We start from the raw sequence: 25,622 nt of genomic DNA, 5'->3' as shown, positions 1-25,622 counted from the left end.
TCACTTGTGATGGATGGGGGAGGCGTCGTGCAGCGTGGCGCCGTCGGCGGCGAAGACCACGAAGGCCGAACGGTTGGCCCTCAGTTCGATGTGCTGGCCGAGCCGCTTGTCGGACTGGCTCGGAACGAGCTGGGCGAAGTAGCCGTCGAGGGACTCGGAGTCGGTGGTGCGCAGGGTGTGGGCGTCGGAATAGACCAGGGTCTCGCGGCCCAGCGCCTCGACCACGGTGACGTCGGCGTCGGCGATGTGAACTTCGCCCTCGTCGCCGAGCGCTTCCGGTCGGATGCCCAGGGTCACCGCGTCGCCGAGGCGCGGCAGCGTCTCGCCGGGCGCGAATTCCAGGTCGAGCGGCGGCCTTCCCTCGCCCAGCGTGAAGCCCACCGAGCGACCGGCCAGCCGGGCGACATGGGCGGTGATGAAGTTCATGCGCGGCGAGCCGATGAAGCCGGCCACGAAGCGCGTCGCCGGCCGGTTGTAGAGGTCGAGCGGCGAGCCGATCTGCTCGATGTTGCCGCCGTTCATGACGATGATCCGGTCGGCCATGGTCATGGCCTCGGTCTGGTCGTGGGTGACGTAGAGCATGGTGGCGCCGAGCTCGCGGTGCAGGCGGGAAAGCTCGATGCGCATCTGCGAGCGCAGGGCGGCGTCGAGGTTGGAAAGCGGCTCGTCGAACAGGAACACTTCCGGCGCGCGGGTGATGGCCCGGCCGATGGCGACGCGCTGCTTCTGGCCGCCCGACAGCGCCTTCGGATACTTGCCGAGGTGGTCGGTGATGCGCAGGATCTCGGCGGCGCGGGTGACGGCGGTTTCGATCTCGGCTTTCGGGCGGCGCGCCACCTTGAGGGCGAAGCCCATGTTCTGGGCCACCGTCATGTGCGGATAGAGCGCGTAGTTCTGGAACACCATGGCGACGCCGCGATCGGACGGCTCGGCGGTGGTGATGTCGCGGCCGGCGATGGAGACCGAGCCCGAGGAGATCTCCTCCAGCCCGGCGATGGAGCGCAGCAGCGTCGACTTGCCGCAGCCCGACGGGCCGACCATGACGACGAACTCGCCCTTCTCGGCGGAGAATGACACGCCCGACAGCACGGTCACCTTGCCGTAGCGTTTGACGACGTCGCGAACTTCGAGATGAGGCATGGCGGTATCTCTATTTGCCGAGGCCGGCGAGGCTGCGCACGAAATGGCGCTGGGCCAGCAGGAAGATGACGATGAGCGGAACGGTGGCGATGGCGAGGCCGGCCATCAGGGCGGGCCAGTCGGCGCTGTATTGGCCGGTCAGCCCGTAGATGCCGACGGGCAGGGTGCGCACGTCCGATTTGGTGAGCATCAGGAGGGCGAGGATGAACTCGTTCCAGTTGAACACCGCCTGGAAGATGGCGCCGCTGGCGATCGCCGGTCCGGAAAGCGGCAGCACGATGCGGAAGAACACCTCCAGGCGACCGCAGCCGTCGAGCCTTGCGGCCTCCTCCAGCTCGCGCGGGAACTCCAGGAAGAAGGTGTAGAACAGCATCGTCGTGAAGGGGATGCCGTAGGCGGCGTAGGGCAGGGCGATGGCAAGGCGCGAGTTGAGGAGGCCGGCGCTGGAGACCAGTTGGTAGAGCGGCACCATGACGCTTTGCAGCGGCACCGCGAAGCCGGCGACGATGGCGACGTAGACCCAGCGCATCACCGGCCGCTCGGAGCGGGCGAGGATGTAGGCGGCAAGGCTCGACGCGAAGATGATGATGAAGACCGACAGCGCGGTGACCAGGATCGAGTTGACGAGAAAGCCGCTGATGCCGATGCCCCAGGCCCGCTCGAAGGCGGCGAAGCTGAAGTGCTTGGGCAGGGCGAGCGGCCGGGTGAACAGCTCGGCCTGGCTCTTGAAGGCCGAGATGACCATCACGAACACGGGCAGCAGCACGAACAGCGTCCACAGCGAGACGACGGCGTGCAGGCCGATGGCGACGGTGCGGGATCGAAGCGTCATGTTCCTTGGCTCCCTAACCGCGCCGCGACAGGCGGACCTGCAGCCAGCCGAGCAGCGCCGCCGTGACCAGCAGCACGACGGCCATGGCGTTGGCGTAGCCCATGTTTCCGAAGGAGAAGGCCTGGGTGTAGGTGTAGGTGCCCAGAACCTGCGTGGCGTTGGCCGGCCCGCCGCCGGTGGTGACGAAGACGAGGTCGAACACCTTGAAACCGCCGATGACGGTGATCAGCGTCGCCAGCACCAGGACGTTGCGGATGCCGGGAAGCGTGATGTACCAGAAGGCCTTGAGGCCGCGCGCGCCGTCGAGCGAGGCCGCCTCGTAGTGCTCCTTGGGGATGGCCTGCAGGCCGGCGAGGATCAGCATCATCTGGAAGCCGACGTTCTGCCAGGCGGCGATGAGCAGCAGCATCCACAGCGAGATCGACGGATCGCCCAGCCAGCCGAGCTTGGGCGTCGGCAGGCCCAGCGCCTTGACCACCGCGTTGAGCGGCCCGACGTTGGGATCAAGGATCAGCATCCAGACGAAGGCGACGGCGATCGAGGAGATCACCACCGGCATGAAGATGATGGTGCGGTAGAAGACGCCGCCGCGCCGGATGCCCCGGTCGAGGATGGCGGCGAGGATGGCGCCGCCGCCGACCTGCGAGATCACCGATCCCACGACGATGAAGATGTTGTTGGAGATCGCCAGCCAGAACAGCGGATCGGTGGCCGCCCGGCGGTAGTTGGCGCCGCCGACATAGGTCCAGTTGGCGGACGTCATCGAGAAGTCGAAGAAGGAGCCGATCACGGCGACGATGGCCGGGATCAGGATGAAGACGCCGACGAGGATCAGCGCCGGGGCCATCATGGCCGTGGCGGAGACGGCGCCGGCCTTCATTGCCGGCCGTCTGCCGGCGGGCTTGGATGTCGGTGGAAAGGGCATGCTGCTACCTGGCGGCCGTCGCCGCCGGAGGGCGGCGGGAGGAGGGCAAGGAGGGAGAAGGACCGGGGAGACGCATCGCGTCCGCCCCGGTCGGGTGGCGCCGGTCCCGGGGGGAGGGACAGGCGCCGGAACGGCCTTGGCCGCTTACTTCTTGGCCTGCACGGCCAGCGCCGCCTCGCGCACCTTGCCGACGGCCGCTTCCGGCGTCAGCGTGCGGTTCAGCACCTCGACGGTGGCGTTCATGTAGGCGTCGGCCACGGTGGCCTCGAGCAGCGCGTCGAGCACGTTGACGCCCTCCTTGACGGTGGCGACTTCGCTCGCGATGTCCTTGAAGCTCTGGGGCACGCCCTCGGCCTTGTCGATGAGCCGGGTGTTGGAGGGCAGGAACTGCACCTTCTCGGCGAACTTCAGGGCCTGCTCGTCGGAGACGAGGAAGCTCAGCCACTCAACAGCCTCCTGGGGATGGGCGGTCTTGGCGGAGACCTGATAGCCCTCGGGGACCAGGAAGTTGGCGTCGGGGTTGCCCTTGCCGCCTTCCATCACCGGCAGGCGGAAGAAGCCGTAGTCGGTGAAGCCGGCCTGATCGAGCGCCGAGGTGCACCAGCTGCCGCAGTACTCCATCGGCGAGGCGCGGGTGATGAACATCGAGTCGGCGATGGCGTACTCGGTGGCGTTCGGCGCGTCCTCGAAGCAGCCTGCGTCCTGCAGGTCCACGAGCGCCTGGAAGGCCTTGGCATAGCCGGGGTCGGTGTAGAGCTGGTCGGCCGGCCGCGACAGGTCGTAGTCGGCGGCGGTGGCCGCGACGCCCATGGCGCGCTCGTTGAGCATGGTCATCCAGTGGATGGCCTTCCAGCGCGTCTTGTTGCCGAGCGGCATCGGAATGGTGTCGGGGTCGATCTGGCGGATCGCCTTGCAGAGGCCGCCGAGTTCGCCGAGCGTCTTGGGGATTTCGAGCTTGTGTTCGGCGAAATAGGCCTTGTCGTAGAAGACGTATTTGGTCACCGCGTCGGTGGCGACGCCGTAGAGGCGGCCGTCGTAGCGGAAGGAATCCAGAAGGCCCTGCGGCAGCACCTTGGCAAAACCGCCGGGCACGTCGCCGTAATCGGTGATGTCGAGCGCCAGCTTGTCCTTGACGAGCTGCGTGGCGCGATCGCCGGCCCAGTTGAAGAACACGTCCGGCCCGTCGGAGCCGACCAGCGCCACCTTCAGCGCCGTCTTGTATGGGTCGCCCGGAAAGATCTGATGCTCGATGCTGACGTTCGGGTGTGTCGCCTTGAAGCTCTCGGCGGCCTCTGAAATGAATTCCTTGTAGCCGTTATTGTCGAGCGTCCACATCTTGATGACGATGTCTTCGGCCAACGCCGGGGTGGTGAGAATTGTGGCGCCCAGAAGCGCGCTGGCAATGAAACGAACCTCTCCATTCAACCGGAATCGCATGGTAAACTCCCTGACCCTCTAGGATGAAACGGCGAACGAACTCCGTCTTGGTGCGGATGCTCATAGCGGCATTGATATCGAACCGTTTCGATAGGATCGTATAGTCGGTTTTTTGGCTTGACAAGTATCGAACTATCATCGAACAGCGATATGTGGACGAGTTGAACCTGCCTCCCCGCGATGCGGGTGTGGTTTCTCACCCGATCCGGTGTCGGTGCGCGCAAGCCGACGAGGTGATCATGAAAACGGTTCGATAGGCCGAAACAGGCGGAAAAGGGCGAGGCGATGGCGACGATCAGGGATGTGGCCCGTCACGCGGGCGTCTCGATTTCCACGGTGTCGCTGGCCCTCAACGGCACGGGGCCGGTGAGCGAGGAGACGCGGGCGCGCATCGACGCGGCGGTGGCCGCCGTGCGCTACACGCCGAACCTGATGGCGCAGAACCTCAAGCGCGGCCAGTCCAAGCTGATCGGCATGGTGCTGGGCGACGCCGCCAACCCGTTCTTCGGCCGGCTGTTCGGCACCATCGACAAGCACATCTCCGGCCACGAGCACATGCTGATCGTCGCCAACCTCGCCTCCGATCCGGGCCGCGAGCTGCGCACGCTGACCCTTCTCAAGCGGCACCGGGTGGCGGGCATCATCATGACGCCGCTGAGGAACGATCCCGAGTTCGCCGCCCATCTCAACGAGCTCGACGTGCCCGTGGTGCTGGTCGACCAGGACGTCGATGGCACCGCGCTCGACTTCGTCACCTCCGACCACCGGCGCGGCGCCGAGATGCTGACCGCGTATCTGGCGCGGCTCGGCCATCGCCGCATCGCCTATGTCGGCGGCCAGCGGAACATGTGGGCGGCGGAGCGCCGCCTGGAGGGGTTTCGCTCGGCCATGGCCGAGGGCGGACTGGCGGTGGAGCCGGAGTTCGAGATCGTCGCCGACTACAGCGCCGACCTCGCCTACGACAACGTCATCCGCCTGATGTCGTCGCCGTCGCGACCGACCGCCATCCTGGCCGCCAACAACTACATGGCCATCGGCGCCTTGCAGGCTGTCACCGACCTCGGCTTCCGCTGCCCCGACGACGTGTCGATCGCCGGCATCGACGTGGTGGCCTGGAGCAGCATCGTCATGCCCCGCATCACCACGGTGGAGCAGCCGATCGACGAACTCGCCCGCGTCGCCTCGCTGTGGATGATGGAGCACGTGCGCGGCGAGGCCGGAAGGGGTGGCGAGCGGCGTTGTCACGTCGCCGAGCCCAGGCTGGTCATCGGCCATTCCTGCGCGCCGCTGCCCAAATAGGCGAGGGCCGGGGAATGCCCCCGGCCGAGCGCCGTTTCGTCAGAGCGCGAAGCCGCCGTCGATGGTCAGGCTGGCGCCGGTGACGTAGCCGGCTTCGTCGCGGGCGATGTAGGAGACGAGGCCGGCGATTTCCTCCGGCTCGGCCATGCGCTTCAGCGGCACCATGCCCATCACCATGTCGATCCCCTCGTTGCCGAGCGCGCCGATCATGTCGGTCTTGGTCGGGCCGGGCTGGACGTTGTTGATGGTGATGCCGCGCGGCGCCAGATCGAGGGCGAGACCCTTGACCATGCCGGCCACCGCCGCCTTGGTCGTCTGGTAGACGCTGGCGCCGGGGAAGCCGCTGCGCTGGGCGATGTTGCTGCCGATGGTGACGATGCGTCCGCCGTCCTTCATGTGCGGCAGGGCCGCCTGGATGGCGAGGAACACGCCACGCACGTTGACGTCGAGCTGCAGGTCGAGATCCTCGACCGGCACCGTGTCGACGAGGCCCATGCGGGCGACGCCGGCATTGACCACCACCACGTCCAGCCGCCCGAAGCGGTCGATGGTGGCGCCGACGGCGGCGACGAGATCGTTCTTCTTGGCGCTGTCGGCCTTGATCGCCAGCGCCGTGCCGCCGGCCGCCCCGACCTTGCCGACCAGATCGTTGGCCGCGGTCTCGTTCGAAACATAGGTGAAGGGCACGGTGTAGCCATCGTCCGCCAGCCGCGACACGATGGCGGCGCCGATGCCGCGCGATCCGCCGAAGACCAGGGCAACTTTCCTGTTGTCGTCACTCATCGTCATTCTCCGTTTTTGACTGATCAGTCCATAATTGGACAAGCGAAGGGCGCTCTCCCGGCGTCTTGTTGTTATCTGGCTCTGAAACGCTCCACCGCGAAGGCGGCGAGGGCGTGAAGTTCCTGGGCTCCGGCGCCACCTCTGGCGGCAAGCTGGAGGCCGCTCATGGTGATTTCGATGAAGGACGCCGCCTGTTCGATGTCGATCTCCGGATCGATCTGGCCCAGCCGCTGTCCTTCCCTCAACCGTTCGATGACCTTCGCCCGGAAGCCGGCGATCATCCTCTCCCGCATCTCCATGAGTTCGGGGTCGGTGATACCGAACTCGCCGACCGAGCCGTTGCCCAGGCAGCCCCGGCAGCGCAACGCGTCGTCGTCGGGAATGAGCCCGACCAGCAGGTCGCGCAGGCCGTCGAGCGGCGAGGTCGGCGTGGTCAGGCGGCCGATGTGACAGCTCGTCGCGTTGCGCTGGTAGGCTTCCAGCGCTTCGAGATAGAGCCGGCGCTTGTCGCCGAAGGCGTTGTAGAAACTCTGGCGGCCAATACCCATCGCCTGGACAAGGTCTTCCGTCGACGTCGCCGCGAAGCCCTTGGACCAGAACACGTCGGTGGCCGCCTTCAGCGCGGCATCCCTGTCGAACTCCCGTGGTCTTGCCATGGGGAAGGGGTAACGGTTCTGGACTGATCGGTCAAGAATGGAGCGATCACGTTCGCGTGGGGGGCGACGGCGGGAAGATCGGGGAGGGTGATGGATGTCGCCTCAAGCAGGGCCATCGACCGCGAGGTGGCCGCCGGTCCTGCACATGATGCGCTGAAGGCCGTTGTTCCCACGCGATTGTCTTGGCAAGATGGAACAAGGCATCATGGCCTGGGATTGCCGCCCGGAGTCGCCCTTGAAAGCCATCGCCACGCCGCACTGGCGCCTGGAGCTGTTGCCCGCCTCGCCCTACTGCGTGAGCTACGTGGTGGCCGAGAACGAGATCGGCTTTGCCTATGATTGCCAGACCGGCGAGCATTCGATCGGCACCGACCGGCGATCGTCGTTCAAGGTGCGCGCCAACAGTCTGGCGGTGCGGGCCAAGGGCTGGGATGTCTATTCCAGCTCCCGCCGGGGCGGCGAGTATCTCAGACTCATCTGCACGGACTTCGAGGTCCGTCGCGGATGCCACGACGTCGTGGACGAGATGGCGGCTGGCATTGCCCGTCGTCTCAGGAGCCTGCTGATCACCCATGCCGACATGCTCGATTGCGAAACCCTGGTGCTGGCGCTCCGGGACCGTGTCGATGGTCTCCCGGAGACCGGCGCGGAGCCGAGTGCGGACTGGATCACGCCCCGGCGGCTGCGCCTTGTCGACGACCTGATCGACGCCAGGCTTTCGGAGACCCTTCTGGTCACCGACCTGTCGGCGGCGCTCGGCTTGTCGACGCGCTATTTCGCCCGCGCCTTTCACAGGGCGACGGGGCGATCGCCGCGCGAGTACATCATCGAATGCCGGCTGCGCCGGGCCCGTGCGCTGATCGAGACGACCGACCGTTCGCTGGCGGACATTGCGCTGGACTGCGGCTTTTCCTCGCACGCGCACATGACATCGCAGTTTGTGAGGAGGGTTGGTGTCGCACCGAGCGCCTTGAGGTCGGCGTAGCAACCGCTCGTCGGTTCATGTTCGCTTTTTGAAAGCCGGTGGTGGAGGCCTTCGCTAGCTTCGCGGCGAAGGAGCCTCACATGCAGTTCACCGAAGATGACATTGAAGACGCACTGAAAATCGTGCGCAAGGTCGTTCCGCCGACGCCCGCCTATGCCTGGCCGCTGCTGGCAAGGGAGAGCGGGGTCGAGGTGGTGGTCAAGCACGAGAACCACACGCCGACCGGCTCGTTCAAGGCGCGCGGTGGGCTGGTGTTCGTCGATGCGCTCAAGCGCGAAGGGCTGCCCAAGGGCATCATCACCGCCACGCGGGGCAACCACGGCCAGTCCATCGCCATCGGCGCCCGGCAGGCAGGCATACCCTCGGTGATCGTGGTGCCCGAGGGAAACTCGCGCGAGAAGAACGCGGCCATGGAAGCGTTCGGCGGCGAGCTGTTGATCGCCGGCCAGGATTTCGACGAGGCGCGTCGGGTCGCGGCCAGCGAAGCGACCAAGCGAGGGTTCCTCAGCGTTTCGTCGTTCAGTCGCCACATCGTTCGCGGCGTGGCGACCTACGGCTGGGAGCTGTTCTCGCAGCACCCCGATCTCGACGCGGTGTTCGTGCCGATCGGCATGGGCTCGGGCATCTGTTCGCTGATCGCCATGCGCAATCTCTTGAACAGGAAAACCGCCATCATCGGCGTTTGCGCCGAGCGGGCGCCGGCCTATGCGCAAACGTTCCAAGGCAAGCGCCGCGTGATCGGTACGGAGGCTGCGACCTTCGCCGACGGCATGGCCTGCAGGGAGCCGCCGGAAGAGGCGGTGGACATCGTGCTCTCCGGGGCGGCCGACGTGGTGACCGTCAGCGAGGACGAGATCGCCGAGGCGATCCGCTCGCTCTACAGCGCCACCCACAATGTCGCGGAAGGCGCCGGCGCGGCGGGCTATGCCGCCCTGATGCGGCACGGCCACAGGTTCCGGAACAAGAAGGTCGCCGTGATCCTGACCGGCGGCAACATCGACCGCGAGCTTATGGCCACGGTCCTCTCCGGGCACACGCCGCCGGCCTGATGCATCGGGTCTCGCGCGGCGGAAGGACGTGGCCGATGGCGAGCGAAGAACGTGTCGGCCCCCGGTTCCCGCCGGGAGTGTGGGCGGGAACCGGGGGCGCGATCAAGCCGCGGGCCTCGGGGGGACGAGGTCGGGGAGGCGGCTTGGAGCATCATCCGACCGGAGTGAAACGAGGGTCGACAAGATGATGTGTCAGGAAGAACCGAGAGCGCCGATCTGATTCATTCAGATCGAACGGCGCTCTTGGAGGACCAATCGCATCGTGACGCGAGTGGCTCGCCCGGCGGTGTGAGGGCGCCGGGCAAGTCGTGGGGGCGATTACGCCAGGACGCTACGCACCGCCTTGACGACGCCGTCGGTGGTGATGCCGAAGAACTCGTAGACCTCGGGCGCCGGACCGCACTCGCCGAAGCGGTCGATACCGACCACCGCGCCTTCGAGGCCGACATACTTGCGCCAGTAGTCGGTGACGCCGGCCTCGACAGCAACGCGGGGGATGCCGCGCGGCAGAACGTCGTTCTTGTAGGCGGCGTCCTGCTGCTCGAACACGAAGTGCGAGGGCAGCGAGACGACGCGGGTTGCCACGCCCTCGGTGGCGAGCTTCTGCTGCGCGTCCATGGCGAGGCCGACTTCCGAGCCGGTGGCGATGATCACCGCGTCGGGCTTGCCGGCGCAGTCGCTGAGCACGTAGCCGCCGCGCTTGATGGCCTCGATCCGGGCTGCGTCGCGGCTCTGGTGCGGCACGCGCTGGCGCGTCAGGACGAGGGCGGTCGGACAATCGCTGTGTTCGATGGCCGTCTGCCAGGCGACGAAGGTTTCCACGCTGTCGCAAGGGCGCCAGACGTCGAGGTTGGGCACGAGGCGCAGGGTGGCCGTCTGCTCGACCGCCTGATGGGTCGGGCCGTCCTCGCCCATGCCGATGGAGTCGTGGGTGAGCACGAACAGCGAGCGCACCTTCATCAGCGCCGCCATGCGGATGGCGTTGCGGGCATATTCGGAGAACACCAGGAAGGTGGCGCCGATGGGCAGGAAGCCGCCGTGCAGCGCCAGCCCGTTGACGATCGCCATCATGCCGAACTCGCGGATACCGTAGTCGAGGACGTTGCCGCCTTCCTCAAGGGCGTTGGCGCGCAGATGCTTGCAGCCGTTCCACTCGGTCATGGTGCAGGCGTGCAGGTCGGCCGAACCGGACAGGACCTCCGGCAGCAGCGGCGCCAGGGCGTTGAGAGCCCGCTGCGAGCCGTGGCGGGTGGCGACGCTCTTCGCCTCGGCGTCGATGGTCGCCAGGAGCTTGGCGGCTTCAGCGGCGAAGTTCTCCGGTAGGCGGCCGTTGATGCGGCGCTCGAACTCGGCGGCCTCCTTGGGGAAGGCGGCGCGGTAGGCGTCGAACAGGGCCTGCCACTTCTGCTGCCGCTGGATGCCGGCGTCGCGGCCGTTCCAGGCGGCGCGGACGTCGTCGGCGATCTCGAAGGGGCCGGAGGTGATGCCCAGCGCGGCGCGGGTGGCGGCGATCTCGGCCACGCTCAGCGGGTTGCCGTGGACGCCTGGGGTGTCCTGACAGTTGGGCGAGCCCTTGCCGATGATGGTGCGGCAGCAGATCAGGGTCGGCTTGTCGGTCTGGGCCTTGGCCTCTTGGATCGCCTTGTCCACCGCCTCGACGTCATGGCCGTCGACGCCGGTGATCACGTGCCAGCCATAGGCCTCGAAGCGCTTGGGCGTGTTGTCGCTGAACCAGTCGGAGACGCGGCCGTCGATGGAAATGCCGTTGTCGTCCCAGAAGGCGATCAGCTTGTTCAGCTTCCAGGTGCCGGCCAGCGAGCAGGCCTCGTGCGAGATGCCTTCCATGAGGCAGCCGTCACCCATGAAGGCGTAGGTGTAGTGGTCGACGATGGGGAAGCCGGGACGGTTGAACTCGATGCCCAGGAGCTTTTCGGCCAGCGCGAAGCCGACGGCGTTGGCAATGCCCTGGCCGATCGGGCCGGTGGTGGTCTCGACGCCGGGCGTGTGACCGTATTCGGGGTGGCCGGGCAGGCGACCGCCAAGCTTGCGGAAGTTCTTGATGTCGTCGAGCGACACGTCGTAGCCGGTCAGATGCAGCATCGAATAGATCAGCATCGACGCATGGCCGTTGGACAGGACGAAGCGGTCGCGGTTGACCCACTTGGGGTCGGCCGGGTTGTGGCTGAGGTGGCGGGTCCAAAGGGCGGTGCCCATTTCCGCCATGCCCATGGGGGCGCCCGGATGGCCGCAGCCGGCGGCATTGACCGCGTCGATGGTCAGGATGCGAATCGCATTGGCCAGCGCGGTTGTTGATGGAAATGGTGACAGCATGTGGTCTCTCCTCGCGTTCCCCCGGCCATTCCCCTCGCTCTTGGCGTAATGACCGAAAATTGCCCTAACATGCTATAGTTCGGTATAAAAAAAGTCAAAATAAATAACTGATCGGTCGTAAAAATACGCTTATGGCCGTCTATTGAGCATATGTTGGCGAAAATAGCGTGATTTTCGTTGAAATTCACTCGGTTCCGAAGGGGCTGCGCGTTCGTTCGTTTACCGCGTGACGGCGATCGGATATCATCTGCAACCGACCGGTATCATCGACCGGTCCGCCGGTTTCCTGGTCGGGACGAGAAGCGCCAAAAGCACGCCCGGCGGACCTTGGTTCGTCGAGACGCTCCATCAGTTTGCACGCACGTGATTCCGGACGCAAAAGCGGTTCCGACTTTTGCCGGACTTGCTCGAGAGCATTGAAAAAGGGATACGCCGTGGTGAGTGCGAGGGACGTTATCACTGATACGAGTGGTACCCATCTTTCCTTGGAAAGCCGGGATCTTTTCTCGCTGATCGCCAGGAACGGCGCCGTTTCGCGGTCCGAACTGGAAAAGCTGTCCGGAAGCTCGCGCACCACCGTCGTCCAGCGGCTGGGCGTGCTGTTCAACGCCAACCTGGTCCGCGAGACAGAGAAGGTGCTGCCGACCGGTGGGCGCCCCTCCAAGCTGCTCAGCCTCAACGAGGAGTTCGCGCTGATCGCCGCCGTCGACGTCGGCGAGAGCCAGACGCGGGTGGCGCTGACCGACCTGACGCCGAAGATCCTGGTCGAGGAGGTTTTCGCGACCGACCTCGATGACGAACCGACGGCGATTCTGGAGCAGATCGCCGCCTGCCTCGAACGCCTGCTGCCACGCGTCGGCCGTCCGATCGACGATGTGATTGGCGTCGGGCTCTGCCTTCCCTCGCGCATCGACTACAAGAACGCGCGGGTGTTCGGCCCGTCGGTCATGCACGGCTGGTACGACTTCGATATTCGCGGCTGGTTCCGGGATCGTTACGAGATCCAGGTTTTCGCCGACAACGACGTCAACCTGATGGCGCTGGCCGAGTACAAGACCTACTGGCCCGACGAAGACTGCTTCTTCTTCATCAAGGCCGGCACCGGCATCGGCGGCGGCTTCATCAGCTGCGGCGAAGTCTATCGCGGCGGGCGCGGGGCGGCGGCCGACATCGGCCACATTCAGCTCGACCTGCCCAACCCGCCGCTCTGCCGCTGCGGCAAGCTCGGCTGCCTCGAAGCCTATTCCGGCGGCTGGGCGATCGCGCGCGACCTGCGCGCCATGGGGATCGAGGCCCGGGATGCGCGCGACGTCATCACCATCGTCAAGCGCAGCGTGCCCGAGGCGATCCAGCTGATCCGCGCCGCCGGCAAGGGCTTCGGCGAGGTGACGGCCAATGTCGTCAGCGTCCTCAACCCGAACCTGGTGGTGGTCGGCGGCACCCTCGCGGAAGCCGGCGAGCACCTGATGGCCGGCATCCGCGAACTGGTCAACCAGCGCTGCCTGCCGCTGGCGACGCAGAGCCTGCAAATCGTCAAGGCGAAGAGCGGCGACCGCGCCGGCATCCTGGGCGCCGCCCATCTGGTGTTCGAGGAGCAACTGGTCGGCGTCGGAAGCCACTCCCGCGAGAGGGGCCACATGGCGCGGTGAGCGGCGCGGGGCGATCGATGGAATCGGTCTCTCGCTGACGGATGGCGGCTGCTCATGCCAGCTATCCTCTGTTCCGGGACAGAGGGCGCGGCCGGATCAACCGTGCGAAGAACGCATCCTCTCGTGGTTATCTGTCCTCCAACGAAAAAAGCCCGGGACGTGAAGTCCCGGGCGCCGGTCAGGATTGCGACTTGCCGAGGGGGCTCAGCGGGCCGCGTTCCAGCCCTTGTACTCGTTGACGTTGTCGCGGGTCACCAGCTTGGAGGGAAGCAGGGTCACCTGCTGCGCGGGCTTCTTGCCGTTGAGCAGATCGACGCCGATTTCCATGGCGAGCTGGGCCATGGCGTAGGGGTCCTGGCTGGCGGAGGCCTGAACCATCGGGCTGTCCGGGTCCTTGAGGACAGCTTCGATGTCAGGGGCGCCGTCGACCGAGGTGAAGATGATGTTGTCGCGGCCGGCCTGCTTGGCGGCGAGGTTCGAGCCGATCACCTGCGGGTCGTTGATGGCGAAGACCGCGTCGATCTTCTCGAAGCGGGTCAGCATGGCCTGCATGACGTTGAGGCCGCCGTCGCGCGAGCCGAGGGCGTTCTGGTCGTCCGAGAGCACGTTGATGCCGGGGTTGGCGTCGAACACCTTCTTGCAGCCGACGACGCGGTCGATGACGGCCGACACCTGGTTGCTGTTCTGGATGATGACGTCACCCTTTCCGTTCAGCTTGTCGACGATGTACTGGCAGGCGATCTCGCCGGCCTGGACGTTGTCGGTGGTCACGGTGGCATCGGCGCCGACGGCGGCGGTGTCGACGGCGACCATCGGGATGCCGGCGGCCTGGGCGCGGGCGATGGCGGGCGCAACGGCCTCGGAGTCGGCGGGCGTGAACAGGATCAGGTCGACGCCGGCGGCGATGAAGTTGTCGATCTGGGTGAACTGCTTGTTGAGGTCGTAGTCGTAGCCGAGGGCGATCACGTCGACATCGGGGTTGATCTCCTTGGCCTTCGCGGCCGCGCCGTTTGCGAGCGCCACGTAGAACGGATTGCCCATCGAACCGATGGAGATGCCGATCCTGTTGAGATCCTTGGCGGTGGCCGTGCCGACGAGGGCGAGGGCGACGGATGCGAAAAGCACGGAACGAAGCAACATGGTCTTACTCCTCCAGAGGATGCCGCTCCCCTTGTTTTGCCGGGGCGGCGGCGGCAATCCGGCGCGAAACCTCCTCGCGACGGCTTTTCCGAGAGCGCGTTTCTCCGTTCGCCGCCGGAATGGCGGCTGCGTGGCGCTCGGGAACTTGGTGAAGGCGAACGTGCCGGGAGTGTCGTGGGCGGCTGTGTCGTCCACGACGGTTCCGCCGGTTGTCAGGTCCTGGCGCCACCCTTGCTGCGCAGGCGGTCGAGCGCCACGGCGATGATGATGACGAGGCCCTTGATGATGTACTGCCAGATGTCGGAGACGCCGATCAGCACGAGGCCGTTGGACAGCACGGCGATGATCAGCGCGCCGATCAGCGTGCCCCAGATGGAGCCGACGCCGCCGGTGAACGACGTGCCGCCGAGGATGACCGCCGCGATGGCGTCGAGTTCGTAGGACTGGCCGAGCTGGGTGCCGTTGGCGGCGAACAGGCGGGCCGCGCTCATCACGCCGCCGAGGCCGGCCATCAGGCCCGAGAAGCCGTAGACGAACAGCAGGACGGCCCAGACCTTGATGCCCGAGAGGCGGGCGGCGCTCTCGTTGCCGCCGGTGGCGTAGATATGCACGCCGAGCACCGTGCGCCGCAGGATGGCCCAGGTGACGACCACCGACAGGAAGGCGATGATCACCAGCCAGGGGATGCCGAACAGATAGCCGTTGCCGATGAAGGCGAAGGGCAGGTGCGAGTTGAAGACGGTGGTGTCGTTGCCGAGCAGTCGGGCGACGCCGCGCACGGCGGTGAGAGAGCCGAGGGTCGAGATGAACGGCGGCAGACCGATGAAGGCGACCAGCGAGCCGTTGATGAGGCCGAACACCAGGCCGGCGAACAGCGCCAGCGGAATGCCGATCATGCCCATGTCGGGAATGAGCGAGCCAATCACCGCCACCATGGCCGACGCGGCGAGGATGGAGCCGACCGAGAGGTCGATGCCGCCAGTCAGGATCACCGCCGTCATGCCGCAGGCGAGCACGGTGTTGATCGACGCCTGCTGCATGACGATGGAGAGGTTCTGCGGTGAGATGAACCGGCCGGACATCAGCTGGAAGGCGATGCCGAGCAGGATCAGGATCGGCAGCATGCCGACCGTGCGGATGATCTGCTGGATGAGGAACTGCCGATTGGCGGCAGCCTTATCGCTGGTGAACGTTGCAGCCGACGTTTCCTGGGACATGGCGGTTCTCTTGTCTTGCTGGAACCTGTCGGGCGACAACCGGGCTCGCCGAACACGCTCCATCTTCTTGTTTAAGATGCCTTTCCGGATGCAAAGGCGGGCTCTGCCCCTGCCGGAACTGCCCTGGACAGGGCGTCAGGCGGCGGCGCTCGGTTGAGCGAGGCCGGCGGCCAGGGCGATGATGTTTTCCTGCGTGACCTCGACACCGGTGGTGCCGCCGACCTCGCCGACGATGTGACCCTCGCGCATCACCAGCACGCGATCGGCGATGCCGACCACTTCCGGCATCTCCGAGGAGATGACCAGCACGCCGACGCCTGCCTGCACGAGGTCGTCGATGATGCGGTAGATCTCGGACTTGGCGCCGATGTCGACGCCGCGTGTCGGCTCGTCGAGAATGAGCACGCGGGGCCGCGTCTCCAGGAGGCGGGAGAGCAGAACCTTCTGCTGGTTGCCGCCCGACAGCGATCCCACCTCGACGATCGGGCCGGCGACGCGGATCGACAGCGCCTTGATGGCGTTGACGGCCCTCTGCTTTGCCTTGCCGAGATCGAGAAGGCCGCCCTTGCCGGCGTCGCGCCCGACGACCTGCAGGTTGATGTTCTCCTGCACCGTCATGTCGAGGAACAGGCCCTGTCCCTTGCGATCCTCGGTGAGGTAGACGATGCCGGCATTGACGGCCTGGATCGGCCTGACGATGTCGAGCGGCTTGCCGTCAAGCTCGACGCTGCCGGCGATCCGCGCGTCGGCGCCGTAGATCAGGCGGGCAAGCTCGGTGCGGCCCGAACCGACAAGGCCGGCCAGCGCCAGCACTTCCCCCTGATGCAGATCGAAGGAACAATCGTTGACGCGCCGGCCGCCGTCGCTCATGCCGCGAACCTTGAGGATGACCTCGCCGCGGCTGCCCTTGGCGTCGTGATCCTTCTTGTAGAACTTGGAGAGGTCGCGACCGACCATCATCTTGACCAGCGCTTCGGCCTTGAGTTCGTCGCGCATCAGCGTGCCGACGTAGCTGCCGTCGCGCAGCACCGAGCAGCGGTCGGCCAGCTCGTAGACTTCGGCCATGCGGTGCGAGATGTAGATGATGGCGAGCCCGTCGGCGCGCAGCGTACGGATGAGGTCGAACAGCTTGTCCGTCTCGCGCGACGACAGGGCGGTGGTCGGCTCGTCCATGACGAGGATGCGGGCATTGGCGTGGATGGCGCGGGCGATCTCCACCATCTGCCGCTCGGCGATCGACAGCGTCGAGACGATGGTTGACGGACCGAAGGTGGCGCCGAGGCGGTCGAGCACGCCCTGGCAGTCGGCCAGCATGCGGGCCCGATCGACCTGGCCGCCCGATGACAGCTCGCGACCGAGGTAGATATTCTCGGCCACCGTCAGGTTCGGCGACAGGCTGAGCTCCTGGTAGATGACGGCGATGCCGAGCGTCTTGGCGCTGAGCGGACCGTCGATATGCACGGGCTGGCCTTCGATGCGGATCTCGCCGCCGGGATCGGCACGATAGGCGCCGGAGAGGATCTTCATCAGCGTCGACTTGCCGGCGCCGTTCTCACCCATCAGCGCATGCACTTCGCCGGGGTAGACGGCGAGATTGACGCCCGACAGTGCCTTGACGCCGGGGAAGGTCTTGGAAATGCCTGCCATTTCCAGAAGGGGCAGCCCGGTCTCGGCGCCCGCCTGTGGCGACGCAGTCGCATTCATCGCTTCCTCCCTCTCTTCCACTCTTGAGGCGAGCGTGTGTTCCGGTTCGCCATGGACGCGTCCGCCACGCGCCACGGGGCGCGGACCTGTCGATCCGGCCAAGGCGATAGAACCGCCGCCCTTTCCTCCTGATCCGGCACGCTTGCTCACGATTCCTCTAAACCCCGAGCAAAAGCCTTATCTGCTACAAAATTGCCGCACTATATGTGTGTTGTCAATCTTAAGTATCGAATCTTAGCGCAAAAATTTTACAGAATTACCTTGGTTATCGACGGTTGTTCACATTAGCCCGCATGCAATGCAGGGTTCATTCCGTCTGGCCGGTGGCGCGGCGCGTGGCGGCGTGGGGGGCTGGCCTTTGGCGGATGAAAGCCGCTGGGCGCGGGGGGGCGTTGTAAGGCCGGACCATGCTGGGGGAGGGCGAACGGAAAGCCATCTTCCAGCGTTGCCGCCCACCATGCCTCTTGCATCGTCTGGCCGCTCGACATAAAGATATCTTTATGTCTATCGTTCGTCTGACCGAAATGCCGGCGGCTTCCTTCGATGATGTGGTGTCGGTGCTCAGGAGCGCCGGCGAGCCGACGCGGCTGCGCCTTCTGGCGCTGTTGTCGCTTGGCGAGGCGACGGTGAAGGACCTCACCGAGGTGCTGGCGCAGAGCCAGCCGCGCGTGTCGCGCCACCTCAAGCTCCTCACCGAGGCCGGGCTGGTCGAGCGGCTGCCGGAAGGCGCCTGGGCCTACTACCGTCTCGTCGATGAGGGACCGGCCGCCGAACTGACGCGCACGCTCGTCGCCGCCATCGATCCGGCGGATCAGGCCGTCGAATCCGACCGTCGCCGTCTCGACGCCATCAAGGCGGCCCATGCCGACGAGGCCCAGCGCTATTTCGCCAAGAATGCCGCGAGCTGGGATCGCCTCAGGACGCTGCATGTCGCCGAGCACGACGTGGAGGCGGCGATCCGCGCCGCCGTCGGCGACCGGCCGGTGCAGAACATGCTCGATATCGGCACCGGTACCGGCCGCATGCTGACGCTGCTCGCCGACCGCTACGGCCGCGCCATCGGCATCGACATGAGCCACGACATGCTCTCCGTCGCCCGCGCCAATCTGGCCGCTGCCGGCATCGACAACGCCCATGTCCGCCAGGGCGACGTGACGGCGCTGTCGGTCGGGGCGGGTTTCGACCTGGTGGTCATCCACCAGGTGCTGCACTATCTCGACGATCCCGCGCGGGCGTTGCGCGAGGCGGCGGCGGCGCTGGCCCCCGGCGGGCGGCTGTTGATCGTCGACTTCGCGCCGCATGACCACGAGTTCCTGCGCTCGGGTCACGCCCACCGCCGGCTCGGCTTCAGCCACGAGCAGATGCGCGGCTGGATCGAGGCGGCCGGCCTTGCCTTCGACCGAGTCCACGACCTGCCGCCGGAGACGGCGGACGGCCTCACGGTGTCATTGTTCCTCGCCGCCGACCGGCGGATCGAGATGGCCGACCATTTGCAGCGCTTCGCCTGATACGACACGACTTTTCGGGAATATCACCATGCGGTTCAGTCACAATCTCGGCGCCCTCGACCTCGGCGTCTCCTTCGAGTTCTTCCCGCCCAAGACGGAGAAGATGGAAGAGACGCTGTGGGCGTCGATCACCCGTCTGGCACCGCTCGGGCCGCGCTTCGTGTCGGTGACCTATGGCGCCGGCGGCTCGACGCGCGAGCGGACGCACGCCACCGTTGCCCGCATCGTCCGCGAGACCAACCTGAAGCCGGCCGCCCATCTCACCTGCGTCGGCGCCAGCCGCGCCGAGATCGACGACGTGGTGCGCGGCTATCGCGACGTCGGCGTCCGCCACATCGTGGCGCTCCGGGGCGATCCCGTCGGCGGCGTCGGCACGCGCTACCAGCCTCACCCCGAGGGCTACGCCTCGACCACCGATCTCATCGCCGGCATCCGGGCGATCGGCGATTTCGAGATCTCCGTATCGGCCTATCCCGAGCAGCATCCCGAGAGCCCCGACATCGCCACCGACATCGCCATCCTCAAGCGCAAGGTGGAGGCCGGGGCGACCCGCGCCATCAGCCAGTTCTTCTTCGACAACGACAAGTTCGAGCGCTACGTCGACCGGGTGCGCGCCGCCGGCATCGACGTGCCGATCGTGCCGGGCATCGTGCCGGTGGTGAACTTCGAGCAGTCGGCCGCCTTCGCCAAGAAGGCCGGGGCGTCGGTGCCTGCCTGGCTCGCCCATCGCTTCGAGGGGCTGGAAAATGACCCCGCGACACGCCAACTGGTGGCCGCTGCGGTCTGCGCCGAGCAGGTGATGGACCTGATCGATCGCGGCTTCCGCAACTTCCACTTCTACACCATGAACCGCGCCGACCTCGTTTACGCGATCTGTCACATGATGGGATTGCGCGCCAAGACCGAGCCCGCCGTCGCCGTTCCCGCCTGACCGATCACCAAGGAGAAAACCGATGACCGAGATATCTCCGACCGAACGCCGCCTGCGCGAGCTGGCCGCCAAACGCATTCTGGTGATCGACGGCGCCATGGGCACCATGATCCAGCGCTTCAAGCTGACCGAGGCCGACTTTCGCGGCGAGCGCTTCAAGGACTGGCCGAAGGACCTGAAGGGCAACAACGACCTGTTGTCGATCACTCGACCCGACGTGATCTTCGACATTCATAGCCAGTATCTCGAAGCCGGCGCCGACATCCTGGAGACCAACACCTTCTCCTCGACCTTCGTCGCCCAGGCCGACTACGGCATGGAGGAACTGGCCTACGAGCTGAACCTCGAATCCGCCCGCATCGCCCGCCGGGCCGCTGACGTCTACACCGAGAAGACGCCGGACAAGCCGCGCTTTGTGGCCGGGGCGCTGGGGCCGACCAACCGCACGGCGTCGATCTCGCCCGACGTCAACAATCCCGGCTTCCGGGCCATCACCTTCGACGAACTGCGCCGCGCCTATGCCGAGGCTGTGCGCGGCCAGATCGACGGCGGCGCCGACATCATCATGATCGAGACGGTGTTCGACACGCTGAACGCCAAGGCGGCGCTGTTCGCCACCGAGGAGGTGTTCGAGGAGCGCGGCATCCGGCTGCCGATCTCGGTCTCCGGCACCATCACCGACCTCTCGGGGCGCACGCTGTCCGGCCAGACGGCAGAGGCCTTCTGGTATTCGGTGCGCCACGCCGGCCTCCTCTCCATCGGCCTCAACTGTGCGCTCGGCGCCCGCGAGATGCGCGCCCACATCGCCGACCTGTCGCGCGTGTCCGACACGCTGATCTGCGCCTATCCCAACGCCGGCCTGCCCAACGAGTTCGGCGAGTATGACGAGAGCCCCGAGGCGATGGCGCGTCTGGTCGGCGAGTTCGCCACCTCCGGCCTCGTCAACATCGTCGGCGGTTGCTGCGGCACCACGCCGCCGCACATCAAGGCGATCGCCGAGGCGGTTGAGGGCGTGTCGCCGCGCGTGCCGCCGACGATCGACCCGCGCATGCGCCTCTCCGGCCTGGAGCCCACTGTGATCGGGGCTTGATGGGGTTGTGTGGGGTTATTTAAGGGGTATATAGTGGGTATCGTTTCCTAAGGCGGAGGGTTGTGCCATGGCCCAGGTTCAAGTTCGCGATTTCGCTCTTTGGATCAAGCATATCCATGGTGATGAAGTCTTGGCTGCCAAGCTGGATCGGCTTCGCCCCGATGAAGTCGTGCGTCTCAAGGTGGATGGGCGGATTGGTACATGGCGCAAGATGAGTGCCTATAAATCGTCCGGTCGGCCCACGCCCGGTCTGGCGCCTCTTGGGGAGATGCGCGCCTATTGGAAGGAGCTCTTCAAGCAATCCAAAGGCGATGCTGTTGCCACGGTTGAGCTTGTTGCCGACGAAGCGGTGGCTGTTGCCGGTATCGATGCCGTGCCTGCCATTGAGTGGCCGGACGAAGCTAACCGCATAGCGGCACTTGCCGCGCTGAGAGACTTCAGGAACGCAGGGTACAAGTCGGACGGAGCGTCGTATGGCAAGCGTGATGACTGGTACACAGAGGACGGCAGATGAGCGTCACGCTTGATACGACCACGCTGATCTACGCTTTCGATTTTCGATATAAGGAAAAGAGAGAAAGCGCTTCTCGTATATTCGATCGTCTTGCGTCGATGCAGGCGCCCGTTGGTTTGCAGGTCTGTGGAGAGTTCTATCGCGTCGCTACCCACAAGCTGAAAGTGTCTTCTTGGGATGCCGCACAGCAATCGAGAAACCTGATATCTTCTTTCCCGATCTTTGCGGCGACACCCGCGACGACCTTGCGAGCGCTGGCCGAAGCTGCTGCCGGACGTTTGTCCTTCTGGGATGCAAATTTGCTCGCTGCCGCAGAAGCTGTTGGTTGCACACATATTCTATCCGAAGACATGGGAGACGGTTTCCGCCTCGGTCGTCTCGAAGTCGTCAATCCTTTTTCCGGCGAGGATATCAGCCCTCGTGCCTGCGCCCTTCTCGATCTCTGAAAAGGTCATTCGATGTCAGCCACAGCCTCATCCGCCAGCTTCGTCATGGTTGGCGAACGGACCAACGTCACGGGGTCGGCGCGCTTTCGCAAGCTGATCCGCGAGGGCGATTACGCGGCGGCGCTGGCCGTGGCGCGCGACCAGGTGGAAGGCGGGGCGACGGTCATCGACGTCAACATGGACGAGGGCCTCTTGGACAGCGAAGCGGCCATGGTCAACTTCCTGAACCTGATGGCGGCCGAGCCGGACATCGCCCGCGTGCCGGTGATGGTGGACTCGTCGAAGTGGACGGTGATCGAGGCCGGCCTCAAGTGCTTGCAGGGCAAGGGCATCGTCAACTCGATTTCGCTGAAGGAAGGCGAGGACGCCTTCATCCACCACGCCAAGCTGGTGCGCCGCTATGGCGCGGCCATGGTGGTGATGGCCTTCGACGAGACGGGGCAGGCCGACACCTATCAGCGCAAGATCGACATCTGCGCCCGCAGCTACAAGATCCTGACCGAGAAGGTCGGCGTGCTGCCCGAGGACATCATCTTCGATCCCAACATCTTCGCGGTGGCGACGGGCATCGACGAGCACAACAACTACGGCGTCGACTTCATCGAGGCGACGCGCTGGATTCGCCAGAATCTGAAGGGCGCCCACGTGTCGGGCGGCGTTTCCAACCTCAGCTTCTCGTTCCGGGGCAACGAGCCGGTGCGCGAGGCGATGCACACCGTGTTCCTCTATCACGCGATCGCCGCCGGCATGGACTTCGGCATCGTCAACGCCGGCCAGCTCGGCGTCTACGACCAGCTCGATCCGGAGCTGCGCGACCTTTGCGAGGACGTGGTGCTCAACCGCCGGCCGGACGCCACCGAGCGGCTGGTCGACGCAGCGCCGCGCTATGCCGGCACCGGCGCCAAGGAGCGGGTGGTCGATCTCGCCTGGCGCGAGCTGCCGGTCGAGAAGCGGCTGGAGCATGCGCTGGTCCATGGCATCACCGAGTTCATCGAAGTGGATACCGAGGAGGCGCGACTGTCCGTCGCCCGGCCGCTGCACGTCATCGAAGGGCCGCTGATGGCCGGCATGAACGTGGTCGGCGACCTGTTCGGCGCCGGCAAGATGTTCCTTCCGCAGGTGGTGAAGTCGGCCCGCGTCATGAAGCAGGCGGTGGCCTGGCTGATGCCCTTCATGGAGAAGGAAAAGGAAGAGCTGGGGATCACCGAGGATTCCTCGGCCGGCACCGTGCTGATGGCGACGGTGAAGGGCGACGTGCACGACATCGGCAAGAACATCGTCGGCGTCGTGCTCGCCTGCAACAACTTCAAGGTCGTCGATCTCGGCGTGATGGTGCCGGCGCAGAAAATCCTCGACGCGGCGCGCGAAGTGAAAGCCGACATCATCGGCCTCTCCGGCCTGATCACCCCGTCGCTCGACGAGATGTGCCACGTGGCCGCCGAGATGGAGCGGCAGGGCTTCGAGGTGCCGCTGATGATCGGTGGCGCAACGACGAGCCGCGTCCACACCGCCGTCAAGATCCATCCCAACTATGCGCGCGGGCAGGCGGTCTACGTCACCGACGCCAGCCGTGCCGTCGGCGTGGCGTCGTCGCTCTTGTCGGACCGCAAGGTGGTCTACATCGACGATATCAAGGCCGAATACGCCCGCATCGCCGAGGAGCATGCGCGCGGCCGCGAGGAGAAGCGGCGGCTCTCCATCGCTGATGCCCGCGCCAACCGCTTCGCGCCGGCGTGGGAGGGTTATACGCCGCCCAAGCCGAGCTTCCTCGGCACCAAGGTGTTCGAGAGCTACGATCTCGCCGATCTCGTGCCCTATATCGACTGGACGCCGTTCTTCTCTACCTGGGAGATGCGCGGTCGCTACCCGCAGATCCTCGACGACGCCACCTATGGCAAGGCGGCGCGGCCGCTCTTCGAAGACGCCCAGGCCATGCTGAAGCAGATGGTCGAGGAGAAGTGGCTGACGGCCCGCGCCGTCATCGGCTTCTGGCCGGCCAATTCCGTCGGCGACGACATCGAGCTCTATACTGACGACAGCCGCAGCGAGCGCCTTGCCGTCTTCCACGGTCTCCGCCAGCAGATGGCGCGCGGCACCGCGCGGGCCAACTTCTCGATCACCGATTTCGTGGCGCCGAAAGAGACCGGCCTTGCCGACTATGTCGGCGGCTTCGCCGTCAGCACCGGCTTCGGCGAGGAGGCGGTGGCCGAGCGCTTCGCCCGCGCCAACGACGACTATTCCAAGATCCTGTCGCAGTCGCTGGCCGACCGCCTCGCCGAGGCCTTCGCCGAGCGCATGCACGCCCTGGTGCGCCGCGATTTCTGGGGCTACGCGCCCGACGAGGCGCTGACGCCGGACGAAATCATCGCCGAGAAATACCGCGGCATCCGCCCGGCCCCCGGCTATCCCGCCCAGCCCGACCACACCGAAAAGGGCACGCTGTTCCGGCTGCTCGACGCCACCGAGAAGGCGGGGATACAGCTCACCGAGAGCTACGCCATGTGGCCCGGCGCCGCCGTCTCCGGCCTCTACTTCAGCCACCCCGACAGCCAGTATTTCGGCGTCGGCAAGATCGACGCCGACCAGGTCGCCGACTACGCCACCCGCAAGGGCTGGGACATCAAAACCGCCGAGAAGTGGCTGGCGCCGATCCTCAACTACGAGCCGAAGCGCGCGGCGGGGTGACCCGCCCTGTCCAGATCGGCGGCGAGATTTTTCGATGCGATCCCGTTATCCGGCTGCGATGTGATACTACGCGGCTTCGGCCGCTTCGAGCGTAATCGCGCTTGTCCAGGTTCTGGCGGCCGAAGGATGGAAACGGCGACAGCCAGGAAGACAAACATGCCCGTCTACGAGAGCCAGCTGACCGAGGGAAATCTCAAGAACTCCCACATCTACATCACGGCCGTTCTCGGGCGCCTGACCGAGCCGGTGGAAGGCGTGCCGGCCAAGCCGCCGCGGGCGATCCGCCTTGACTACAAGGGCCTGAAGGTCACAGCCGAGATCCCGAAATCGCAGCACGGCCGCCCGCGCAAGTTCATTCGCGAACGGGATTTCGTGAAAGCCTTCTTCGAGAGCACCGCCGCTGCCGTCGGCGACACGGTTCTGTTCGACGAGGTCGGTCCGGGGCATTTCCGCCTGGACCTCAGGAAAGCCGTCGCCGCGTAACCGGCGGCGCTCCAACCCTCACGCGAAGATCGCCGGCATTTCCGCGGCGAGTTCGTGGATGGTCTTCAGGACTTCCTTGAGGTGGTGGCGCATGGCGGCTTCGGCGCGGTCGGGGTCCTGGGTTTCGATGGCCTTGAAGATTTCGGCGTGCTGTTCGGTGAGCAGCAGCATGTGCGCCTTGTTGGGCAGGCTCAGGAAGCGGACGCGGTCCATCTGGCCCTTGACGCTCTGGATGAGACGCCAGGAGCGGGGCATGCCGGTGCCCTCGCTGATCGCCCGATGGAAGGCCTCGTCGAGCGGCATGTAGTCTTCCGGCCGGCCGGCGTTGGCGGCGTGGTGCTGGTCGTCGATCAGGCGGGAGAGGTCGCGGATCAGGGCGGCCGGGGGCTGTTCGGCGGCGCGGCGGGTGACGGCCGCTTCCAGCGCCTCGCGCAGGAACTGCGCCTCCATCACTTCGGCGACGCGAATGGGAGAGACGACGGTGCCGCGCTGGGGGAAGACGTCGACCAGCGTTTCGTCGGCAAGGCGGATCAAGGCCTCGCGCACCGGCGTGCGGCTGACGCCGAGGCGCAGGGCCAGTTCCTTCTCGCTCAAGGCCTCGTTGGGCTTGAAGACGAGGCCGATGATCATCCGCTTCAGAAGGCCGTAGACCTGAGCGCCGATGGGCAGCTTGGGGTCCAGCTCATAACCGGCGGCGGCAGTTGGCGGCACGTTCGTTTCTCCAGGTGAGATACTACCATGGCATATCCCCGCGCCGGCTGTCTAGCGATTTTCCGGTGAACACCGGCTGGCCTGGGTCGTTCTATCTCCTTGTTTTC

20 protein-coding genes and 2 pseudogenes are annotated in these 25,622 nt (G+C 66.0%); 11 read left to right on the top strand and 11 right to left on the bottom strand.

Annotated elements, in window-relative coordinates; all coding sequences use genetic code 11:
- From M4J40_RS05965 to M4J40_RS05950, 4 genes are all read right to left on the bottom strand, one after another.
- Complete coding sequence (locus tag M4J40_RS05965; protein ID WP_251752867.1) at nt 1–1,140, bottom strand: ABC transporter ATP-binding protein; 1,140 nt, start codon at nt 1,138–1,140, stop codon at nt 1–3.
- Between the two features lie 10 nt (nt 1,141–1,150).
- Nucleotides 1,151–1,972: a carbohydrate ABC transporter permease gene (locus tag M4J40_RS05960; protein WP_251752865.1), complete on the bottom strand. Its 822-nt coding sequence runs from the start codon at nt 1,970–1,972 to the stop codon at nt 1,151–1,153.
- A gap of 13 nt (nt 1,973–1,985) precedes the next feature.
- The gene (locus tag M4J40_RS05955; RefSeq protein WP_251752863.1) at nt 1,986–2,897 is read right to left on the bottom strand and encodes a carbohydrate ABC transporter permease; all 912 of its coding nucleotides are present in this window, start codon (nt 2,895–2,897) and stop codon (nt 1,986–1,988) included.
- Nucleotides 2,898–3,041: 144 nt separating this feature from the next.
- On the bottom strand, nt 3,042–4,334 hold the full coding sequence (locus M4J40_RS05950) for an ABC transporter substrate-binding protein (RefSeq protein ID WP_251752862.1): 1,293 nt from the start codon (nt 4,332–4,334) through the stop codon (nt 3,042–3,044).
- Between the two features lie 285 nt (nt 4,335–4,619).
- Here M4J40_RS05950 and M4J40_RS05945 point away from each other — a divergent pair, with 285 nt between their 5' ends.
- On the top strand, nt 4,620–5,633 hold the full coding sequence (locus tag M4J40_RS05945) for a LacI family DNA-binding transcriptional regulator (RefSeq protein ID WP_251752860.1): 1,014 nt from the start codon (nt 4,620–4,622) through the stop codon (nt 5,631–5,633).
- Nucleotides 5,634–5,672: 39 nt separating this feature from the next.
- On the opposite strand, the gene M4J40_RS05940 is transcribed toward M4J40_RS05945, so the two are convergent.
- Together M4J40_RS05940 and M4J40_RS05935 are read right to left on the bottom strand one after the other, a co-directional pair.
- Nucleotides 5,673–6,416: a 3-oxoacyl-ACP reductase family protein gene (locus tag M4J40_RS05940; protein ID WP_251752858.1), complete on the bottom strand. Its 744-nt coding sequence runs from the start codon at nt 6,414–6,416 to the stop codon at nt 5,673–5,675.
- A gap of 71 nt (nt 6,417–6,487) precedes the next feature.
- The gene (locus tag M4J40_RS05935) at nt 6,488–7,072 is read right to left on the bottom strand and encodes a TetR/AcrR family transcriptional regulator (RefSeq protein ID WP_251752855.1); all 585 of its coding nucleotides are present in this window, start codon (nt 7,070–7,072) and stop codon (nt 6,488–6,490) included.
- 235 nt (nt 7,073–7,307) lie between these two features.
- Here M4J40_RS05935 and M4J40_RS05930 point away from each other — a divergent pair, with 235 nt between their 5' ends.
- Nucleotides 7,308–8,057: a helix-turn-helix domain-containing protein gene (locus M4J40_RS05930; RefSeq protein WP_251752853.1), complete on the top strand. Its 750-nt coding sequence runs from the start codon at nt 7,308–7,310 to the stop codon at nt 8,055–8,057.
- A gap of 80 nt (nt 8,058–8,137) precedes the next feature.
- Nucleotides 8,138–9,106 carry a threonine dehydratase gene (locus M4J40_RS05925; protein ID WP_251752851.1) on the top strand — a complete coding sequence of 323 codons (969 nt, stop codon included), beginning with the start codon at nt 8,138–8,140 and terminating at the stop codon, nt 9,104–9,106.
- A gap of 318 nt (nt 9,107–9,424) precedes the next feature.
- Here the strand turns inward: M4J40_RS05925 and tkt are convergent, their stop codons facing one another.
- Nucleotides 9,425–11,437, bottom strand: coding sequence for a transketolase (gene tkt / locus M4J40_RS05920; RefSeq protein ID WP_251752850.1), 2,013 nt, complete (start codon nt 11,435–11,437; stop codon nt 9,425–9,427).
- 437 nt (nt 11,438–11,874) lie between these two features.
- Here tkt and M4J40_RS05915 point away from each other — a divergent pair, with 437 nt between their 5' ends.
- Nucleotides 11,875–13,086, top strand: coding sequence for an ROK family protein (locus M4J40_RS05915; RefSeq protein WP_251752848.1), 1,212 nt, complete (start codon nt 11,875–11,877; stop codon nt 13,084–13,086).
- A gap of 204 nt (nt 13,087–13,290) precedes the next feature.
- Here M4J40_RS05915 and M4J40_RS05910 read toward each other — a convergent pair whose 3' ends face one another.
- The 3 genes from M4J40_RS05910 to M4J40_RS05900 all read right to left on the bottom strand — a co-directional run bounded on the left by M4J40_RS05910 (nt 13,291) and on the right by M4J40_RS05900 (nt 17,147).
- Entirely contained in the window at nt 13,291–14,223 is a 933-nt protein-coding gene (locus M4J40_RS05910) for an ABC transporter substrate-binding protein (RefSeq protein WP_251753186.1), read from the bottom strand.
- Nucleotides 14,224–14,438: 215 nt separating this feature from the next.
- Complete coding sequence (locus M4J40_RS05905; RefSeq protein WP_251752847.1) at nt 14,439–15,443, bottom strand: ABC transporter permease subunit; 1,005 nt, start codon at nt 15,441–15,443, stop codon at nt 14,439–14,441.
- 135 nt (nt 15,444–15,578) lie between these two features.
- Entirely contained in the window at nt 15,579–17,147 is a 1,569-nt protein-coding gene (locus M4J40_RS05900; RefSeq protein ID WP_251752846.1) for a sugar ABC transporter ATP-binding protein, read from the bottom strand.
- 500 nt (nt 17,148–17,647) lie between these two features.
- Between M4J40_RS05900 and M4J40_RS05895 the strand changes: the two genes are divergently transcribed.
- The 7 genes and pseudogenes from M4J40_RS05895 (at nt 17,648) to M4J40_RS05865 (ending at nt 24,804) form a co-directional block, all read left to right on the top strand.
- Entirely contained in the window at nt 17,648–18,655 is a 1,008-nt protein-coding gene (locus M4J40_RS05895; protein WP_251752845.1) for a metalloregulator ArsR/SmtB family transcription factor, read from the top strand.
- 28 nt (nt 18,656–18,683) lie between these two features.
- Complete coding sequence (metF, locus tag M4J40_RS05890; protein WP_251752844.1) at nt 18,684–19,586, top strand: methylenetetrahydrofolate reductase [NAD(P)H]; 903 nt, start codon at nt 18,684–18,686, stop codon at nt 19,584–19,586.
- Nucleotides 19,587–19,608: 22 nt separating this feature from the next.
- Nucleotides 19,609–20,658 (top strand): annotated as a pseudogene (locus M4J40_RS05885) (homocysteine S-methyltransferase family protein); the annotation flags it as partial.
- Between the two features lie 85 nt (nt 20,659–20,743).
- Nucleotides 20,744–21,190 (top strand): hypothetical protein, encoded by a 447-nt coding sequence (locus M4J40_RS05880; protein WP_251752843.1) that lies wholly within the window; start codon nt 20,744–20,746, stop codon nt 21,188–21,190.
- A complete protein-coding gene (locus M4J40_RS05875) occupies nt 21,187–21,636 on the top strand; it encodes a PIN domain-containing protein (RefSeq protein WP_251752842.1) in 450 nt (149 codons plus the stop codon). Before M4J40_RS05880 ends, M4J40_RS05875 begins: the two co-directional genes overlap by 4 nt.
- A gap of 39 nt (nt 21,637–21,675) precedes the next feature.
- Nucleotides 21,676–24,321 (top strand): annotated as a pseudogene (metH, locus tag M4J40_RS05870) (methionine synthase); the annotation flags it as partial.
- 156 nt (nt 24,322–24,477) lie between these two features.
- On the top strand, nt 24,478–24,804 hold the full coding sequence (locus M4J40_RS05865) for a hypothetical protein (protein ID WP_251752841.1): 327 nt from the start codon (nt 24,478–24,480) through the stop codon (nt 24,802–24,804).
- 18 nt (nt 24,805–24,822) lie between these two features.
- Here the strand turns inward: M4J40_RS05865 and M4J40_RS05860 are convergent, their stop codons facing one another.
- Complete coding sequence (locus tag M4J40_RS05860; protein WP_251752840.1) at nt 24,823–25,515, bottom strand: FCD domain-containing protein; 693 nt, start codon at nt 25,513–25,515, stop codon at nt 24,823–24,825.
- Nucleotides 25,516–25,622: the final 107 nt, after the last annotated feature.

The organism is Pleomorphomonas sp. JP5 (assembly GCF_023721815.1).
Taxonomy (GTDB): Bacteria; Pseudomonadota; Alphaproteobacteria; order Rhizobiales; family Pleomorphomonadaceae; genus Pleomorphomonas.
The sequence above is the reverse complement of the archived record's forward strand: the minus strand, read 5'-3'. Positions and strand labels throughout refer to the sequence as shown.

Coding starts and splice junctions, on each gene's coding strand:
- M4J40_RS05965 (WP_251752867.1), bottom strand. CDS start 1,140: ATGCCTCATCTCGAAGTTCGCGACGTCGTCAAACGCTACGGCAAGGTG.
- M4J40_RS05960 (WP_251752865.1), bottom strand. CDS start 1,972: ATGACGCTTCGATCCCGCACCGTCGCCATCGGCCTGCACGCCGTCGTC.
- M4J40_RS05955 (WP_251752863.1), bottom strand. CDS start 2,897: ATGCCCTTTCCACCGACATCCAAGCCCGCCGGCAGACGGCCGGCAATG.
- M4J40_RS05950 (WP_251752862.1), bottom strand. CDS start 4,334: ATGCGATTCCGGTTGAATGGAGAGGTTCGTTTCATTGCCAGCGCGCTT.
- M4J40_RS05945 (WP_251752860.1), top strand. CDS start 4,620: ATGGCGACGATCAGGGATGTGGCCCGTCACGCGGGCGTCTCGATTTCC.
- M4J40_RS05940 (WP_251752858.1), bottom strand. CDS start 6,416: ATGAGTGACGACAACAGGAAAGTTGCCCTGGTCTTCGGCGGATCGCGC.
- M4J40_RS05935 (WP_251752855.1), bottom strand. CDS start 7,072: ATGGCAAGACCACGGGAGTTCGACAGGGATGCCGCGCTGAAGGCGGCC.
- M4J40_RS05925 (WP_251752851.1), top strand. CDS start 8,138: ATGCAGTTCACCGAAGATGACATTGAAGACGCACTGAAAATCGTGCGC.
- tkt (WP_251752850.1), bottom strand. CDS start 11,437: ATGCTGTCACCATTTCCATCAACAACCGCGCTGGCCAATGCGATTCGC.
- M4J40_RS05905 (WP_251752847.1), bottom strand. CDS start 15,443: ATGTCCCAGGAAACGTCGGCTGCAACGTTCACCAGCGATAAGGCTGCC.
- M4J40_RS05900 (WP_251752846.1), bottom strand. CDS start 17,147: ATGAATGCGACTGCGTCGCCACAGGCGGGCGCCGAGACCGGGCTGCCC.
- M4J40_RS05895 (WP_251752845.1), top strand. CDS start 17,648: ATGTCTATCGTTCGTCTGACCGAAATGCCGGCGGCTTCCTTCGATGAT.
- metF (WP_251752844.1), top strand. CDS start 18,684: ATGCGGTTCAGTCACAATCTCGGCGCCCTCGACCTCGGCGTCTCCTTC.
- M4J40_RS05880 (WP_251752843.1), top strand. CDS start 20,744: ATGGCCCAGGTTCAAGTTCGCGATTTCGCTCTTTGGATCAAGCATATC.
- M4J40_RS05875 (WP_251752842.1), top strand. CDS start 21,187: ATGAGCGTCACGCTTGATACGACCACGCTGATCTACGCTTTCGATTTT.
- M4J40_RS05865 (WP_251752841.1), top strand. CDS start 24,478: ATGCCCGTCTACGAGAGCCAGCTGACCGAGGGAAATCTCAAGAACTCC.